General features: G+C 57.1%; 14 protein-coding genes and 1 pseudogene. 11 read left to right on the top strand and 4 right to left on the bottom strand.

Features of this window, described 5'->3' with window-relative positions; all coding sequences use genetic code 11:
- Nucleotides 1-1,161: a cystathionine gamma-synthase gene (gene metB, locus ACLI4M_RS10350; RefSeq protein ID WP_133622283.1), complete on the bottom strand. Its 1,161-nt coding sequence runs from the start codon at nucleotides 1,159-1,161 to the stop codon at nucleotides 1-3.
- A 241-nt stretch (nucleotides 1,162-1,402) separates the two neighbouring features.
- Here metB and metJ point away from each other — a divergent pair, with 241 nt between their 5' ends.
- Nucleotides 1,403-1,720, top strand: coding sequence for a met regulon transcriptional regulator MetJ (gene metJ, locus ACLI4M_RS10345; protein WP_013200201.1), 318 nt, complete (start codon nucleotides 1,403-1,405; stop codon nucleotides 1,718-1,720).
- Nucleotides 1,721-2,746: 1,026 nt separating this feature from the next.
- Here the strand turns inward: metJ and rpmE are convergent.
- On the bottom strand, nucleotides 2,747-2,959 hold the full coding sequence (gene rpmE / locus ACLI4M_RS10340; protein WP_048914285.1) for a 50S ribosomal protein L31: 213 nt from the start codon (nucleotides 2,957-2,959) through the stop codon (nucleotides 2,747-2,749).
- A 217-nt stretch (nucleotides 2,960-3,176) separates the two neighbouring features.
- Here rpmE and priA point away from each other — a divergent pair, with 217 nt between their 5' ends.
- From priA to rraA, 7 genes and pseudogenes are all read left to right on the top strand, one after another.
- The gene (priA, locus tag ACLI4M_RS10335) at nucleotides 3,177-5,378 is read left to right on the top strand and encodes a primosomal protein N' (protein ID WP_048914284.1); all 2,202 of its coding nucleotides are present in this window, start codon (nucleotides 3,177-3,179) and stop codon (nucleotides 5,376-5,378) included.
- Between the two features lie 208 nt (nucleotides 5,379-5,586).
- Entirely contained in the window at nucleotides 5,587-6,624 is a 1,038-nt protein-coding gene (cytR, locus tag ACLI4M_RS10330) for a DNA-binding transcriptional regulator CytR (RefSeq protein ID WP_099753994.1), read from the top strand.
- A 154-nt stretch (nucleotides 6,625-6,778) separates the two neighbouring features.
- Nucleotides 6,779-7,696: a cell division protein FtsN gene (gene ftsN / locus ACLI4M_RS10325; RefSeq protein WP_133622284.1), complete on the top strand. Its 918-nt coding sequence runs from the start codon at nucleotides 6,779-6,781 to the stop codon at nucleotides 7,694-7,696.
- A gap of 90 nt (nucleotides 7,697-7,786) precedes the next feature.
- On the top strand, nucleotides 7,787-8,317 hold the full coding sequence (gene hslV / locus ACLI4M_RS10320; protein WP_048914281.1) for an ATP-dependent protease subunit HslV: 531 nt from the start codon (nucleotides 7,787-7,789) through the stop codon (nucleotides 8,315-8,317).
- Nucleotides 8,318-8,329: 12 nt separating this feature from the next.
- Nucleotides 8,330-9,665, top strand: a pseudogene (gene hslU, locus ACLI4M_RS10315) (HslU--HslV peptidase ATPase subunit).
- A 161-nt stretch (nucleotides 9,666-9,826) separates the two neighbouring features.
- Nucleotides 9,827-10,753: a 1,4-dihydroxy-2-naphthoate polyprenyltransferase gene (locus ACLI4M_RS10310; RefSeq protein WP_133622285.1), complete on the top strand. Its 927-nt coding sequence runs from the start codon at nucleotides 9,827-9,829 to the stop codon at nucleotides 10,751-10,753.
- A 106-nt stretch (nucleotides 10,754-10,859) separates the two neighbouring features.
- Nucleotides 10,860-11,345: a ribonuclease E activity regulator RraA gene (gene rraA / locus ACLI4M_RS10305; protein ID WP_048914278.1), complete on the top strand. Its 486-nt coding sequence runs from the start codon at nucleotides 10,860-10,862 to the stop codon at nucleotides 11,343-11,345.
- 65 nt (nucleotides 11,346-11,410) lie between these two features.
- Here rraA and zapB read toward each other — a convergent pair whose 3' ends face one another.
- The gene (gene zapB / locus ACLI4M_RS10300; RefSeq protein ID WP_048914277.1) at nucleotides 11,411-11,650 is read right to left on the bottom strand and encodes a cell division protein ZapB; all 240 of its coding nucleotides are present in this window, start codon (nucleotides 11,648-11,650) and stop codon (nucleotides 11,411-11,413) included.
- Nucleotides 11,651-12,095: 445 nt separating this feature from the next.
- Here zapB and ACLI4M_RS10295 point away from each other — a divergent pair, with 445 nt between their 5' ends.
- The 3 genes from ACLI4M_RS10295 to glpX all read left to right on the top strand — a co-directional run bounded on the left by ACLI4M_RS10295 (nucleotide 12,096) and on the right by glpX (nucleotide 15,593).
- Nucleotides 12,096-12,935, top strand: a complete 840-nt coding sequence (locus ACLI4M_RS10295) for an MIP/aquaporin family protein (RefSeq protein ID WP_133622286.1) — start codon at nucleotides 12,096-12,098, stop codon at nucleotides 12,933-12,935.
- A gap of 34 nt (nucleotides 12,936-12,969) precedes the next feature.
- Nucleotides 12,970-14,484, top strand: coding sequence for a glycerol kinase GlpK (gene glpK, locus ACLI4M_RS10290; RefSeq protein ID WP_048914275.1), 1,515 nt, complete (start codon nucleotides 12,970-12,972; stop codon nucleotides 14,482-14,484).
- A gap of 98 nt (nucleotides 14,485-14,582) precedes the next feature.
- A complete protein-coding gene (gene glpX, locus ACLI4M_RS10285) occupies nucleotides 14,583-15,593 on the top strand; it encodes a class II fructose-bisphosphatase (RefSeq protein ID WP_133622287.1) in 1,011 nt (336 codons plus the stop codon).
- A 67-nt stretch (nucleotides 15,594-15,660) separates the two neighbouring features.
- Here the strand turns inward: glpX and emrD are convergent, their stop codons facing one another.
- On the bottom strand, nucleotides 15,661-16,839 hold the full coding sequence (emrD, locus tag ACLI4M_RS10280) for a multidrug efflux MFS transporter EmrD (protein WP_048914273.1): 1,179 nt from the start codon (nucleotides 16,837-16,839) through the stop codon (nucleotides 15,661-15,663).
- Between the last annotated feature and the right edge of the window lie 129 nt (nucleotides 16,840-16,968).

Raw genomic sequence — 16,968 nt, 5'->3', positions numbered from 1 at the left:
TTACCTCTTGGCCGCTACCTGGAATGCATTATCCAGATCGGCGATTAAATCTTCGTGATCTTCAATTCCCACCGAGATACGCAGCAGCGTTTCGGAAATGCCTGCCGCCGCACGCGCCTCTGCCGACATGCCCGCATGGGTCATGGTAGCCGTGTGGGAAATCAAGCTTTCCACGCCGCCCAGCGATTCCGCCAGGGTAAATAATTCCAGCGCTTTCAGGAAACGACGCAGCGTGGCTTCGTCACCGTCAAACTCAAAACTTAACATCGCGCCGAAACCTTTTTGCTGACGTACCGCAAACTGATGGCCTGCATTTTCCGGCAGTGACGGATGATACAACTTTTTCACCAGCGGTTGTTGCTTCAGATAATCAACAATCGCCAGCGCATTACGCTGTGCGGCTGCCATGCGCGGTGCCAGAGTGCGCAGACCGCGCAGCAGCAGATAGCTGTCAAAAGCCGCTCCGGTGACGCCAATATTGTTGGCCCACCAGGCGAGTTCGGTCACGTGCTGCGGATCTTTCGCAATGACCGCGCCTGCCACCACATCCGAGTGGCCATTCAGGTATTTGGTACAGGAGTGGATCACCAGATCCGCACCCAGCGCCAGCGGGCTCTGCAATGCCGGGCTGAGGAAGGTGTTATCCACCACGCTAATCGCGCCCGCCGCAGAGGCAGCCTGACAGATAGCGGCAATATCCACCACGCGCAGCAGCGGGTTGCTAGGGCTTTCAATCAGCACCAGCTTTGGCTTCTCATCCAGCGCCGCCTGCAGCGCCGCTTCGTCACCCTGGTCGACAAACTTCACGCGATACGCGCCGCGCTTGCTCAGGCTGTCGAACAGGCGGTAGCTGCCGCCGTAGCAATCGTGCGGAGCGACCAGCAGGTCACCCGGCTTCAGGAACACGGTACACACCAGGTGGATCGCCGACATCCCGGTATTGGTCATCACCGCCCCGGCACCGCCTTCCAGCTCCGCCAGCGCACGCTGCACCACATCGCGGGTCGGGTTGCCGCGCCGCGAGTAGTCATGCGCACGCGGCTCGTTGAAATCGGTAAAGTTATAGGTGCTGGAAAGGTGGATCGGGGGGACAACGCAGCCATATTGCTCGTCATCATTCAAACCGCTGCGTACTGCGATGGTTGCCTGTTTACGCGTCATGGTGCACAAGTTCCTGCTGGATAATAAGAGAAGTGTTATAGAGTAAAGCGGGTGAGTATAGACGTCAATACATCTGGACATCTAAATGTCTTTGCGTATAGATTGAGCAATGCGGCAATAACCGTTAGAATTATGTCGATATCCCCCAGAGAAAGTTGTGCCATCTCTATGTGATGGCGACAAACTTCGGGCATAATTAGCCGAATTTCGGCATTTCCAATTTAATTGATTAAGGTAGCCCATGGCTGAGTGGAACGGCGAATATATCAGCCCTTACGCTGAACACGGTAAGAAGAGCGAGCAGGTCAAAAAAATCACGGTATCCATCCCGCTGAAGGTTCTGAAGATTTTGACCGATGAGCGCACGCGCCGTCAGGTTAATAACTTGCGTCACGCCACCAACAGCGAACTGCTGTGCGAGGCGTTTCTGCATGCGTTTACCGGACAGCCACTGCCGGATGATGTCGACCTGCGGAAAGAGCGCAGCGACGAAATTCCCGAAGAAGCGAAAGCCATCATGCGGGAAATGGGCGTCGATCCCGATACCTGGGAATACTAAGCGCCTGCAAGTCATTCGGTTATCCGGTCGGGCACCTGATTCAGTATTGGGTGCCCGGCTTAACCGGATTGCCAGATAGCCACGATGGTGTCTGTACCCCCCTTTACCCCTCTTCGACCCTATCCGCTTAACGGCACGTTGTCGTTTGCTACCGTATGCTCCGCCTGCTCAAAGATAATGTTTACTCTTTATAGCAACTCAGTTCATTGAAGCCTGTAGAGTATAAAATCGGAATACTGAGCAGATAAAACGGAGATGACCACGGAGGTTAAAACTGTTGCGCGAAGCCTGGCTCGAAAGAATACCGTTAGTGATTCAAACTGCCCCTCCTGATTGCAGTTTCATTATAAACAGGAGCCCGCACAATATGAGATAGTTTTGTAAATTCAGCAGTCAGCGTAGGGGCGTTAATTTCACCACCATAAAAAAAGGATAAGAGCCAATGCCTGTTCAGGTATAACAAATCACCAGCCGCTGATTTATTCAGATTTAAATAATAAGTGAGTTATTTTACGACCCAGCAAAGAAAAAGACACTAATACACTGATAGTTATGACGAATTCCGAAACTTCAGCGGAGGGTGTATAGACGAAAAATTGCGGAGAGATGCCCGCGCCGCTGAGAAACAAAAATCCAGTCATCATTGATAATAATAATATCAGGTTTTTTAAAAAAAAGAGTTTCAATTCATTCTCCTTATGACCCGCCCAAACTAGCAGCGAGTGATAGCTGTTTTCGGCTACAGGGATCGTCCGCTTCACCTGAATAACATCCTCCAGGCACACTGAAATAAATACATCACACTATTTTAATTTGCAAATTTTGTTTTCAAAATATCTGGAAATTACTGCGAGGGGAACTTTATTATAAGCTCACATTCTTTTACAGTTCGTTGATTTATATTATTTATTTTTAAAATGGTGTCTATATAATTTCCCAAATGAAGATATAAAATTATCAATCTCAAGCTTCAGGCACAAAAAAACCCAGCCGAAGCTGGGTTTTTTCTTACATCTTACCGGGTGCTTATTTAGCGCCTGGGATGCTGAAACGCTTGTTGAAGCGGTCAACACGACCACCGGTAGCAACATCACGCTGCTTGCCAGTGTAGAACGGGTGGCAGTTACCACACACGTCCAGGTTCAGGTCGTGACCCACGGTAGAGCGGGTTTTGATTTCGTTACCGCAAGAACATTTAGCAGTAACTTCAGCGTAATTAGGGTGAATACCTTTTTTCATGGGAAAACCTCAGTTAAGGCCGTGTCGCTCTCCCGCGCCAGGATAACTCCTGCACCGGCACCACACGAAGATTAATGTTTCAAGTGAAGTTGATACCAAAATGCCGTACCAACGGCGGCGAACTATACAGAAATTAACCACACACCGCAATCGGATCCGCACATTGAGGAAGACTCAGTGTACACTAACTGGCTTAATTTTTCACCCGGATGAATTCATGCCCGTTGTTCAGGTCGCGCTACCCGTTCCGCTTGCCCGCAACTTTGACTATCTGTTGCCACCTCACCTTATCAGCCACGCCGTGGTGGGTGGGCGAGTGACCGTGCCGTTCGGCAAGCGTAAAGCAACCGGCGTGGTGGTGGCGATTGTCGAGCAGAGCGACTTCCCGCTCGACCAGATGAAGAACGTCATAGAGGTGCTGGACAGCGAATCGCTCTACCCGGCTTCGCTGTGGCGCATCCTGCTGTGGGCGGCCGACTACTATCACTTTCCGCTGGGAGAGGTGCTGTTCCACGCCATGCCGGTGCTGCTGCGCCAGGGTAAAGCGGCGGAAGAAGCGCCGCTGTGGCAGTGGGTGATGACCGAAGAAGGCAAGGCCACCGCGCCGGAAAGCCTGAAGCGCGCGCCAAAACAGCAGCAGGCACTGGCCGCCCTGCGCAACCGCCCGCTGTATCGTCACGAAGTCAGCCAGCACGACATCACCGAAGCAACGCTACAGGCGCTGCGTGCCAAAGGGCTGTGTGAACTGCGTCCGCAGCAGCGTGCCCGCGAGGACTGGCGCACCGGCTATGCCGTCAATGGCGAGCGCCTGCGCCTGAATACCGAGCAGGCCACGGCGGTCGGGGCGATTCGCAGCGCCGACGACTGCTTCTCCGCGTGGCTGCTGGCAGGCATCACCGGCTCCGGCAAAACCGAAGTCTACCTCAGCATGCTGGAAAATATTCTGGCCAGCGGCCGCCAGGCGCTGGTGATGGTGCCGGAAATCGGCCTGACGCCCCAGACTATTGCCCGCTTTCGCGAGCGCTTTAATGCCCCGGTCGACGTGCTGCACTCCGGCTTAAATGACAGCGAGCGCCTGGCCGTCTGGCTGCGCGCGCGCAGCGGCGAAACGGCGATCGTCATCGGCACCCGCTCATCGCTGTTCACGCCGTTTGCCCGCCTCGGCGCAATCATTATTGATGAGGAGCACGACAGCTCCTATAAGCAGCAGGAGGGCTGGCGCTACCATGCCCGTGACCTGGCGGTATTTCGCGCGCGTCAGGAAAATATTCCGATTGTGATGGGTTCCGCCACCCCGGCACTGGAAACCCTGCATAACGTTCAGCTGGGGAAATATCGCCAGCTCAGCCTCAGCAAGCGCGCCGGGAACGCCACCAAAGCCACTCAGCTACTGGTCGACCTGAAGGGCGTGAAGCTGCAGGGTGGGCTGTCACCGATGCTGATCAAAAAAATCGGCCAGCATCTGAAAGCGGATAATCAGGTGCTGCTGTTCCTCAACCGGCGCGGCTTTTCCCCCACCCTGCTGTGCCACGAGTGCGGCTGGATAGCTGAATGCCAGCGCTGCGATCGCTATTACACTCTTCACCAGCATCAGCGCCAGCTGCGCTGCCACCACTGCGACAGCCAGCGCCCGGTGCCGCATCAGTGCCCACAGTGCGGCTCCACCCATCTGGTGCCGGTCGGATTAGGCACGGAACAGCTGGAGCATAATATCGGGGCGCTGTTCCCCGACGTGCCGCTGACGCGTATCGACCGCGACACCACCAGTCGTAAAGGCGCGCTGGAGCAGCAGCTGGCGGAGGTGCACCGCGGCGGTGCGCGTATTCTGGTCGGCACCCAGATGCTGGCGAAAGGCCACCACTTCCCGGACGTTACGCTGGTGTCGCTGCTTGACGTCGACGGCGCGCTGTTTTCCGCCGATTTCCGCTCGGCGGAGCGCTTCGCCCAGCTTTACGTGCAGGTCGCTGGCCGTGCCGGGCGCGCAGGCAAGCAGGGGGAGGTGCTGTTGCAGACCCACCACCCTGAGCACCCGCTGCTGCAAACCCTGCTGCATCAGGGCTACGATGCCTTTGCCCATCAGGCGCTGAGCGAGCGCAGCAGCGTGTTCCTGCCGCCATTTACCAGCCACGCGCTGTTCCGTGCTGAAGACCACGATAATCAGCAGGCCAGCCTGTTCCTGCAGCAGCTGCGTAACCTGCTGGAAGCCAGCCCGCTGAATGATGAATCGTTCTGGGTCATGGGTCCGGTGCCGGCACTGCAGGCAAAACGCAGCGGTCGCTACCGCTGGCAGCTGCTGTTACAACACCCTTCCCGCGCCGTATTGCAGCGGCTAATCAAATCCAGCCTGCCGCTGATTAACACCCTGCCGCAAGCGCGCAAAGTCAAATGGACGCTGGATATCGACCCGAGCGAAAGCTGAGAACGTAACCGGTTGCGTGGCAAAGTTATGCGGCAGATCGAAAAAAGTCGCACAAGTCACAATTTTTATGCAAATTAAGTAACAGCACGTCGTTAGATCTGTTAAGAATGCGGAGTTATCCGCTCGGCTCGCGGTAAACGTCATTATTGCCATAAAAAATCGTCATCAGTTGGTCAGGTCAGCTCAGGCTGGCGTGAGGAGAAAAGCGTTGGGGCACAATCAAGAGACAACAGCAGCGACCATGAAGGACGTGGCTGAACACGCAGGCGTATCGACGGCAACCGTCTCCCGCGCGCTGATGAATCCGGAAAAGGTCTCTGCGGCGACGCGTTATAAAGTAGAACAGGCAGTGATCGCCGTGGGTTACTCCCCCCACTCAATGACGCGCAGTTCGCGACGTAGCGAGTCACGTACTGTACTGGTGATCGTACCGGACATCTGCGACCCGTTCTTTAGTGAAATCATTCGCGGCATCGAAGTCGTGGCGGCTTCCGAAGGCTATCTGGTGCTGATTGGCGACTGCGCACACCAGAATCAGCAGGAAAAATCCTTCCTTAACCTGATGCTGACCCGGCAGATTGACGGCATGGTGCTGCTCGGTTCCAACGTGCCGTTTGAAACGGGCGTCGAGGAGCAGCGCAACCTGCCGCCGATGGTGATGGCCAACGAGTTCGCCCCGGAGCTGGAGCTGCCAACGGTACATATCGACAACCTTACCGCCGCCTTTGAAGCCGTCAACCATCTGCAAAAACTTGGCCATCGCCGTATCGCCTGCATAGCCGGGCCGGATGATATGCCGCTCTGCCAGTATCGCCTGCAGGGCTACATCCAGGCGCTGCGCCGTCACGGCATCCCGGTCGATCCGCAATATATCGTGCGCGGTGAATTCAGTTTCGACGCGGGTTCACAGGCGATGAAACATCTGATGAGCCTGCCGAAACCGCCCGACGCGCTGTTCTGCCACAGCGATATTATTGCGCTTGGCGCCATGGCGCAGGCGAAAACGATGGGCCTGCGCGTGCCGCAGGATATTTCTCTGATTGGCTTTGATGATATCGAACTGTCGCGCTACAGCGACCCGCAGCTCACTACCGTCGCGCAGCCACGCTTCAACATTGGTCGTGAGGCAATGCTACTATTGCTGGAGCAGTTACAGGGCAGAATGGTGAGCAATGGCTCGCGCCTGCTGGATTTTGAGCTGAAAATTCGCGGCAGCACCGCCCCCTCACTGCGCGATGAGGCGTAACCCTGGTGCGGCGGGAGTAGAATCAGCATATTCTTAGACATATCGCTGCTGGTCAAACTTCCGACCCTTGAGTAACATGGCGGGCTATAACCGGGCGCCCGACCCCCCTGCTTTCTGCCCGGCCTTACCTTCATTGATTATTAGCGGAACGATAGTGGCACAAAAAGATTATGTAGGCCGCGGGCGTTCGACAGGGACGCGTCGCAAAAAGACCAACAGTCGCAGCAAGAAGCGCAGCAGTGGATCCGGTGTATCAAAAATCATGGTAGTGCTGGCAGTTGCCGTTCTGGTCACCTTTATTGGTGGGCTGTGGTTTATTGCACATCATAAAAAAGAAGATGTGCCGGTGATCCCCGATCATAAAGCCACCGGCAACGGCCTGCCGCCGAAGCCGGAAGAGCGCTGGCGCTATATCAAAGAGCTGGAAAATCGTCAGCTCGGTGTCCCGACGCCGACCGAGCCAACCTCCGGCGGCGAAGCGCACTCGCAAACGCAGTTAACCGACGAACAGCGCCAGCTGCTGGACCAGATGCAGGCCGATATGCGCCAGCAGCCAACCCAGCTCAACGAAGTGCCGTGGAATGAGCAAACTCCGGCGCAGCGCCAGCAGACGCTACAGCGCCAGCAGCAGCAAACCCAGCTGCAGCAGCAGTCGCGCATGCCACAACAGCAAACTCAGCAGCCGGTGCGCACTCAGCCGCAGCAGGCACAGCAGCCCGCCACGCCGCGCCCGGCACCCATCACGCCGGTCACGCGTGAGCCGGTGCGCCAGCAGCCGAAGCAGGAAACTGCCGCCGCCGCGCCGAAAGTGGAAACTAAGCCGAAAGAGGCCGAAAAAACCAACGGTCAGCGCTGGATGGTGCAGTGTGGATCGTTCAAAGGGACCGACCAGGCGGAATCCATCCGCGCCCAGCTGGCCTTCGAAGGTTTTGAAAGCCGCATCACTACCGGCGGCGGCTGGAATCGCGTGGTGATTGGTCCGTATAACAACCGCAGCGGAGCCGACAGTACCCTGAAACGCCTGCGCGGTTCCGGCCACTCAAATTGTATTCCTCTCTCTGTGGGGGGTTGAAACCCTCTAATCTCGCCCCATATCTGATTGCATCAGTGCCCCGCACAAAGCGTGCGGGGTCATCTTCCGACTGCAACAAGGGGTCTGCCCGTGACAACAATAGTAAGTGTACGACGCAACGGCCAGGTAGTAATTGGCGGTGATGGCCAGGCTACCCTCGGCAATACCGTAATGAAAGGCAACGTCAAAAAAGTGCGTCGTCTCTACAATGACAAAGTCATTGCCGGTTTTGCTGGCGGTACTGCAGATGCCTTCACCCTGTTTGAACTTTTTGAACGCAAACTGGAAATGCACCAGGGTCACCTGGTGAAAGCGGCCGTTGAGCTGGCAAAAGACTGGCGCACCGACCGTATGCTGCGCAAGCTCGAAGCGCTGCTGGCCGTGGCCGACGAAAACGCCTCGCTGATCATTACCGGCAACGGTGACGTTATCCAGCCAGAAAACGACCTCATTGCCATCGGTTCGGGCGGTCCTTACGCTCAGGCAGCAGCCCGTGCGCTGCTGGAAAACACCGACATCGGCGCGCAGGATATTGTGGAAAAAGCGCTCGGTATTGCAGGCGATATCTGCATCTATACCAACCACAATCTCACCATCGAATCACTACCGTCTAAAGCGTAAGGATCCTAATTTATGTCTGCTATGACTCCGCGCGAGATTGTCAGCGAACTCAACAGATTTATCATCGGCCAGGATGGCGCAAAGCGTGCCGTGGCTATCGCCCTGCGTAACCGCTGGCGCCGCATGCAGCTTGATGAAGAGCTGCGTCATGAAGTGACCCCAAAAAACATTCTGATGATCGGCCCGACCGGCGTCGGTAAAACCGAAATTGCCCGCCGCCTGGCGAAGCTGGCTAACGCGCCGTTCATCAAGGTTGAAGCCACCAAGTTCACTGAAGTCGGCTATGTCGGTAAAGAAGTGGATTCAATTATCCGCGATTTGACTGACTCTGCGCTGAAAATGGTGCGTTCTCAGGCTATTGAGAAAAACCGCTACCGCGCCGAAGAGATGGCGGAAGAGCGTATTCTTGACGTGCTGATCCCACCGGCTAAAAACAACTGGGGCCAGAACGAAACGTCGGCGGAACCGTCTGCTGCTCGCCAGTCATTCCGCAAAAAGCTGCGCGAAGGCCAGCTGGATGACAAAGAGATTGAAATCGACCTGGCCGCCGTCTCCGCCAATGGCGTGGAGATCATGGCGCCTCCTGGTATGGAGGAGATGACCAGCCAGCTGCAGTCGATGTTCCAGAACCTCGGCGGCCAGAAGCAGAAACCGCGCAAGCTGAAAATCAAAGAGGCGATGAAGCTGCTGATTGAAGAAGAAGCGGCGAAGCTGGTCAACCCGGAAGAGCTGAAGCAGGAAGCCATCGATGCGGTCGAGCAGCACGGTATCGTGTTTATTGATGAGATCGATAAAGTCTGTAAGCGCGGCGAATCCTCCGGCCCGGACGTCTCTCGCGAAGGCGTACAGCGCGACCTGCTGCCGCTGGTAGAAGGCTGTACCGTATCGACCAAGCACGGCATGGTGAAAACTGACCATATTCTGTTTATCGCCTCCGGCGCATTCCAGGTGGCCAGCCCGTTCTGACCTGATCCCTGAGCTGCAGGGCCGTCTGCCAATCCGCGTTGAGCTGCAGGCGCTGACCACGCACGATTTCGAGCGTATCCTCACCGAGCCAAGCGCCTCAATCACCGTGCAGTATAAAGCGCTGATGAATACCGAAGGTGTAGAGATTAACTTCACCGAAGACGGCATCAGCAAAATCGCCGCCGCCGCGTGGCAGGTTAATGAAACCGCTGAGAACATCGGTGCGCGCCGCCTGCACACCGTGCTGGAGCGTCTGATGGAGGAGATCTCCTATGACGCCAGCGACCTGACCGGGCAATCGTTCACTATCGATGCCGAGTACGTCAGCAAGCACCTGGATGAACTGGTGGCCGACGAAGACCTCAGCCGCTTTATCCTGTAATCCCTGCTCCCCTCATCCCGGCACCTGCCGGGATTTTTTTATCCTGCCTGCGCCTTGACCTGGATTAACACTTCCCGGCGCCGTCGCGCGTAAACTGCTCGCTGAACCCGCTCTGGCATTCGCCGGACTCGACCTGTCGCGGATCGGAGGCGCAACCCCCTATGGAAAACAGCCAACTGGCCCCCTTAATCAGTCAGCCACAGGCCTGGCTGGAGAGTTTGCGCCTGCGCACGCTGCCGCTGGCCTGCGCCTCCATCATTACTGGCAGTGCGCTGGCGTGGTGGCAGGGGCACTTCGACCTCACCACCGCGCTGCTGGCGCTGCTGACCACCGTACTGCTGCAGACCCTCTCTAATCTCGCCAATGATTACGGGGATACCGGGAAAGGCAGTGACAGTGCCGATCGCATTGGGCCGCTGCGCGGGATGCAGAAAGGGGCCATTAGCCGCTACCAGATGCGTATTGCGCTGGTCTTCACCGTGCTGCTGACGATGGCGAGCGGCATCGTACTGCTGTCACGCGCCTGCCGCTCGCTCAGCGATATGCTGGGCTTCCTTGCCCTGGGCGCGCTGGCGATCGTTGCGGCGATCGCCTATACCGTCGGGCGCAAGCCTTATGGCTACCTGGGCCTTGGCGATCTCTCCGTGATGATATTTTTTGGCTGGCTGGGGGTGATCGGTAGCTGGTATCTGCAAACCCACCAGCTCAGCATGCTGCCGCTGCTGCCTGCCAGCGCCTGCGGGCTGCTGGCGACCGCAGTGCTGAATATCAACAACCTGCGCGATATTGACAGCGACCGGCTGAACGGTAAATTCACCCTGGCCGTGCGCCTGGGCCCGCTGCGGGCGCGGCACTACCACCGGCTACTGCTCGCCGCAGCCTCACTCTGCCTGGCATGCTTCACGCTGCGATATAATCCCCATCCCGCCGGCTGGCTGTTCCTGCTGAGCGTCCCGCTGTTGTGGCAGCAGGGCAGCAGGGTGCTGCGCGAAACCAGCCCCGCAGCGATGCGCCCGATGCTGGAAAAAACGGTGAAAATGGCCCTGCTGGTGAACGTGCTGTTTGCCGTTGGATTGCTGCTCAGCTAATTGCGATGTGCTTGACCCATCGCAATTTTTAACAATTGATGATTTTGCCAACAGCCGGGTTTAAGCGATATACTTACCCCCCCTGTAGCAAACAGACGAAAACCCTATGAAATACGATACTTCAGAACTGTGCGACATCTATCACGAGGACGTGAATGTCGTTGAACCGCTCTTCTCAAACTTTGGTGGGCGCACCTCGTTTGGCGGGCAAATCATCACGGTAAAATGTTTCGAGGACAACGGTCTGCTCTATGATTTGCTGGAGGAAAACGGTCGTGGCCGCATTCTGCTGGTTGATGGCGGCGGCTCGGTACGCCGGGCGCTGGTTGATGCCGCTCTCGCAAGGCTGGCAGTGGAAAACGAGTGGGAAGGCATCGTGGTGTACGGCTCAGTGCGCCAGGTAGACGATCTGGAAGAGCTGGATATCGGCATTCAGGCGATTGCGGCGATCCCGGCGGGTGCAGCGGGTGAAGGCATTGGTGAAAGCGACGTGCGGGTTAACTTCGGCGGCGTCACCTTCTTCTCCGGTGACCATCTGTACGCTGATAATACCGGTATGATCCTCTCGGAAGACCCGCTCGATATCGAATAAGCGAAAACGGGTGCCTGCGGCACCCGTTTCTCTCTACAGCTCTCTGTTTTAACGAGGGAGCAGCATTACACCTCTTCCATTTTTCCCAGCAGTGCACGCAGACGTTCCTGCCACACATGCTGCTCTTCCTTCAGGTGCTGGTTTTCGCGCACCAGCGCATCAGTATTACCCGACGCCTGCTGAACCTGCTGGTTCAGATTACCGTTCTGCTCTTTAAGCTCTTCGATTTCCATCTGCAACAGCGTGATGGTATCAATCGCCTGCTGCACTTTCGCTTCCAGTTTCTCAAACACTTCAAATGACATTTCTTAACCTCTCCTATTCGCAGGGCGTTGATGATGCTAGCCGCAGGGGTGAGGAATGAACCGGCATTCCGCGGATAACAACGATGCCCCGATTGTAAGTAGAGCGGCACCCCAAGTCCAGCAGCGAACCCGCACGGGGCGCAGTCTGTAACAATTTTCGGTCTAGACCTGGTTTATGCAACAACTCACCGGGGAAAATGTAAGGTCAGGGTTAATAATTTGCGCATTTCACGCGCGATCAAACGCGCATCCAGGCGTTTCTGGAAAGGAAAAAGACGCGAAAACGCTCATTTTTATGACGCGCTACACAATTTTTGATTTCGCTATTTCTCGTTTATGCTCGTTAACGATAAATTCACAACAGCCCTACATAAGATTTGGGTGGTTCACGGATGAAGCAAAACTAAGATGGTAAACATTTAACCTCGCCTTCAGGAATTTCATCATGAGTCATACAAGCACACTTAAAGGGCAGTGCATCGCCGAGTTCCTTGGTACTGCTACGATCATCTTCTTTGGTGCTGGCTGTGTCGCAGCTATGAAACTCGCCGGTGCCAGTTTTGGCCAGTGGGAAATCAGCATCATCTGGGGTATTGCCGTTTCAATGGCGGTCTACCTTAGCGCCGGTATCTCCGGGGCGCACCTCAACCCTGCCGTCACCGTCGCACTGTGGTTATTCGCCAATTTCGAAGGCCGTAAAGTCATTCCCTACACCCTTGCGCAGGTCGCCGGAGCGTTTTGCTCTGCTGCACTGGTTTACGGTCTTTACTACAATTTATTCCTCGACTACGAACAGACGCATCAGATGGTACGCGGCAGCGTTGAAAGCCTCGACCTCGCGGGCATCTTCTCCACCTATCCCAACCCGCATATTGGCGTCGGCCAGGCCTTCCTGGTTGAGATGGTGATCACCGCGGTGATGATGGGGCTGATTATGGCGCTGACCGATGATGGCAACGGCCTGCCGCGTGGCCCAATGGCGCCGCTGCTGATTGGCCTGCTGATCGCCGTTATCGGTGGTGCGATGGGTCCACTGACCGGATTTGCACTGAACCCGGCACGTGATTTCGGACCAAAACTGTTCGCCTGGGTTGCTGGCTGGGGTAATGTTGCCTTAACCGGCGCCCGTGATATCCCTTATTTCCTTGTTCCGATCTTTGGCCCACTGGTCGGCGCAAGTCTCGGTGCCTTTGGTTACCGCGCCCTGATTGCCAACAACCTGCCAGGCAAGGTTGCTGAAAAACAGGAAAAACCGGTGCCACGCGCTGCACAGCGTAAAGCATAATCCTGCTAACTGCCTACACCATCAGGAAATTATTATGACCGTAGAAAAAAAATACATTGTCGCGCTCGATCAGGGAACCACCAGTTCCCGTGCCGTGATTCTGGACCACGATTCCAACATCGTCGCCGTGTCGCAGCGTGAATTCCAGCAAATTTACCCGAAAGCGGGCTGGGTTGAGCATGACCCAATGGATATCTGGGCATCGCAGAGCTCTACGCTGGTTGAAGTGCTGGCACACGCAGACATTAACTCCGATGAGATTGCCGCCATTGGTATCACCAACCAGCGCGAAACCACCATCGTCTGGGAAAAAGAGACCGGCAAGCCGATCTACAACGCTATCGTCTGGCAGGACCCGCGTACCGCCGACTACTGCGCCAAACTGAAACGCGAAGGTCTGGAAGAGTACATCCGTCATACCACGGGCCTGGTGATTAACCCGTACTTCTCCGGGACCAAAGTGAAGTGGATCCTCGACCACGTAGAGGGCTCACGCGAGCGCGCGCGCCGTGGCGAACTGCTGTTCGGTACCGTCGACTCCTGGCTGGTATGGAAAATGACGCAGGGACGGGTTCACATTACCGACTACACCAACGCCTCACGCACCATGATGTTCAACATTCACAAGCTGGAGTGGGATCAGCGCATGCTGGAGATCCTCGATATCCCGCGTGAGATGCTGCCGGAAGTGAAGTCCTCCTCCGAAGTTTACGGCCAGACCAACATTGGTGGTAAAGGCGGTACGCGTATTCCTATCGCCGGTATCGCCGGTGACCAGCAGGCAGCACTGTACGGCCAGCTGTGCGTACAGCCGGGCATGGCGAAAAACACCTACGGCACCGGCTGCTTTATGCTGATGAACACCGGTACCGAAGCGGTGACCTCTACCCACGGCCTGCTGACCACCATCGCCTGCGGCCCGCGCGGCGAGGTTAACTACGCGCTGGAAGGCGCCGTGTTTATCGGTGGCGCATCCATTCAGTGGCTGCGCGATGAGATGAAGCTGATTAACGACTCCACCGACTCCGAATACTTCGCCACCAAGGTAAACGACACCAACGGCGTGTATATGGTGCCTGCATTTACCGGTCTGGGCGCGCCCTACTGGGACCCGTATGCCCGTGGTGCGATCTTCGGCCTGACGCGCGGTGCCAACGCTAACCACATTATCCGCGCAACCCTGGAGTCGATTGCCTATCAGACCCGTGATGTACTGGAAGCGATGCAGAACGACGCCAACACCCGCCTGCAGTCGCTGCGCGTCGATGGGGGTGCCGTAGCCAACAACTTCCTGATGCAGTTCCAGTCCGATATTCTCGGCGCGCGCGTTGAGCGCCCGGAAGTGCGCGAAGTCACCGCGCTCGGCTCGGCTTACCTGGCCGGCCTGGCGGTCGGGTTCTGGAAGGATCTGGACGAAGTGCGCGCCAAGTCAGTGATCGAACGTGAGTTCCGCCCAAGTATCGAAACCACCCAGCGTAACGTGCTGTACGCAGGCTGGAAGAAAGCGGTCGCCCGTGCGCAGGCATGGGAAGAGGCTGACGATAAGTAACTCCCCCTGCCCGCGGTCGCCAGATCGCGGGCATCCTCCTTCCCCTCCCTCTTCCCTGTGATAAACTTCCCGCCTCATTTGTTTCCTTAAGGCATGTCATGAAACGAGAACTGGCGATTGAATTTTCCCGCGTCACCGAAGCGGCAGCACTGGCTGGCTATAAGTGGCTGGGGCGCGGCGACAAGAACGCAGCCGATGGCGCTGCGGTACACGCGATGCGCATTATGCTCAATAAAGTCGATATCGATGGTCAGATCGTGATTGGCGAAGGGGAAATAGATGAAGCGCCGATGCTCTACATCGGTGAGAAAGTCGGTACTGGCCGTGGCGATGCGGTGGATATCGCCGTCGATCCCATTGAAGGTACCCGCATGACCGCGCTTGGCCAGGCCAACGCGCTGGCGGTGATGGCGGTGGGTGACAAAGGCACCTTCCTGCACGCCCCGGATATGTACATGGAGAAACTGGTGGTCGGTCCCGGCGCCAAAGGTGCTATCAACCTCGATCTGCCGCTGGAAGAGAACCTGCGGCGCATTGCGCAGGCTCTGAAGAAACCGCTGGCAGAGCTGACCGTTACGCTGCTGGCGAAGCCGCGCCACGATGCGGTGATTGCCCGTCTGCAGCAGCTTGGCGTGCGCGTGTTTACCTTCCCGGATGGCGATGTCGCCGCGTCGATTCTGACCTGTATGCCGGACAGCGAAGTGGATGTGATGTACGGCATCGGCGGCGCGCCGGAGGGTGTGGTCTCAGCCGCGGTGATCCGCGCACTGGACGGCGATATGCAGGGCCGCCTGCTGGCACGTCACGACGTTAAGGGTGACACGCCAGAGAACCGCCGCCTGGGTGAAGAGGAGCTGGAGCGCTGCCGTGCGATGGGGATTGAAGCAGGCCAGGTGCTGGCGCTGGACCAGATGGCGCGCAACGATAACGTGGTGTTTTCCGCCACCGGCATCACCAGCGGCGATCTGCTAAAAGGCATCACGCGCAACGGCAATATGGCAACCACTGAAACCCTGCTGATCCGCGGTAAATCACGCACCATTCGCCGCATCCAGTCGATTCATTACCTCGACCTGAAAGACGAAAGTTTGCATCAGTATATTTTGTAAAACCTGGGGCGGGCATGCCCGCCCCCTACACGATCCTGTAGGGGCGATGGCATGCCTCGCCCTGTATTTACGCCGCATGCGGCTGCGGATGCTTCGACAGCGGCAGCCAGCACAGCAGGATCAGCAGCGCGGTGCCAAACATCAGCATCCCCAGGCTGAACTGACCGTTCTGCGGCAGCAGCGCCGACAGCCAGGCGGTGATGCCGGACCCCAGATTCTGTAACCCCCCCACCAGCGCCCCGGCGGTACCTGCCATATAGGGCCACGGCTCCATCGCACCGGTGGTCGCCAGCGGAAACAGCATCCCGGCACCAAAGAAGAACAGCGATGCCGGCACGATCAGCGTCCACAGATTCATCACCCCGAGCCAGCCCGGGATCCACATCATCACCCCCGCCAGCAGGCAGCTATTCACCGCGTACCACATCACGGTGGTAAACGAACGCTCGCTGCGCCCGGCAAACCACGCGCCGAAAAAGGCAGCGGGCAGCGGCAGAATAAACAGAACGCTCACCGCCAGGCTGCTGTAACCCAGTACGCCGCCCATCAGCACGCCGCAGCTGGCCTCAAATACCGCAATCCCAGACAGAGCACCGATCAGGATCAGCAGATAGCGCACAAAGCTGCTGTCACCGAGCAAGGGCCGGTAGCGCGAGAAGAACGGGCGAGGCGGTAGGCCACTCGGGCGGGTTTCCGGCAGCCAGCGCAGCATGACGGCAGCGACCATCAGGCACAGCAGCAGCAGGAAAGCAAAGCAGGCCTGCCAGCCAAACAGGTGCGTCAGCCCGGCCCCGATTACCGGCGCAATGAGCGGGCTGACCAGAATGCCCATGTTGAGCAGGCTGTTGGCATGGCGTAGCGCGCTGCCCGAATAGAGGTCGCGCGGCATAGTACGCGCCATCACGCCCGCCACGCCGGTGCCCATGCCCTGGATCGCCGCCCCCAGCACCAGTCCGTTCAGGCTGTGCGCCAGCAGCGCGGTCAGCGAACCGGCAATAAATACCGCCATGCCAAACAGGATCACCGGACGGCGGCCGATATTATCCGACAGCGGCCCGTAAAACAGCTGGGACGCGCCGTAGGTCATCAGGTAAGCCGCCATCACTCGCTGCACCGCGCCGTCGCCCACGTGAAACGCCTCGGCAATGGTCGACATCGCCGGAACGTAGATGGTTTGCGCCATCTGTCCCACGGCCAGCAGCGCTATCAGCATCACTAACAGATGCCCGTTTTCTAATTTTTTCATCGCTTAGCGTCATTATAAAGAGGGGGAAAGTTCACTCAGTGAAGAGTGATCTGCCAGATATCCCGGCATAATGGCGCTGAAAATATCAGGATTGCGTGACAAAGCGAGGGGTCGGCAGAAAATAGCGCA

Origin of the sequence: Erwinia sp. LJJL01 (assembly GCF_047300805.2) — a bacterium.
Classification (GTDB): domain Bacteria; phylum Pseudomonadota; class Gammaproteobacteria; order Enterobacterales; family Enterobacteriaceae; genus Erwinia; species Erwinia aphidicola.
Note: the sequence above shows the minus strand (reverse complement) of the source record. Positions and strands in the feature narration are given on the sequence as shown.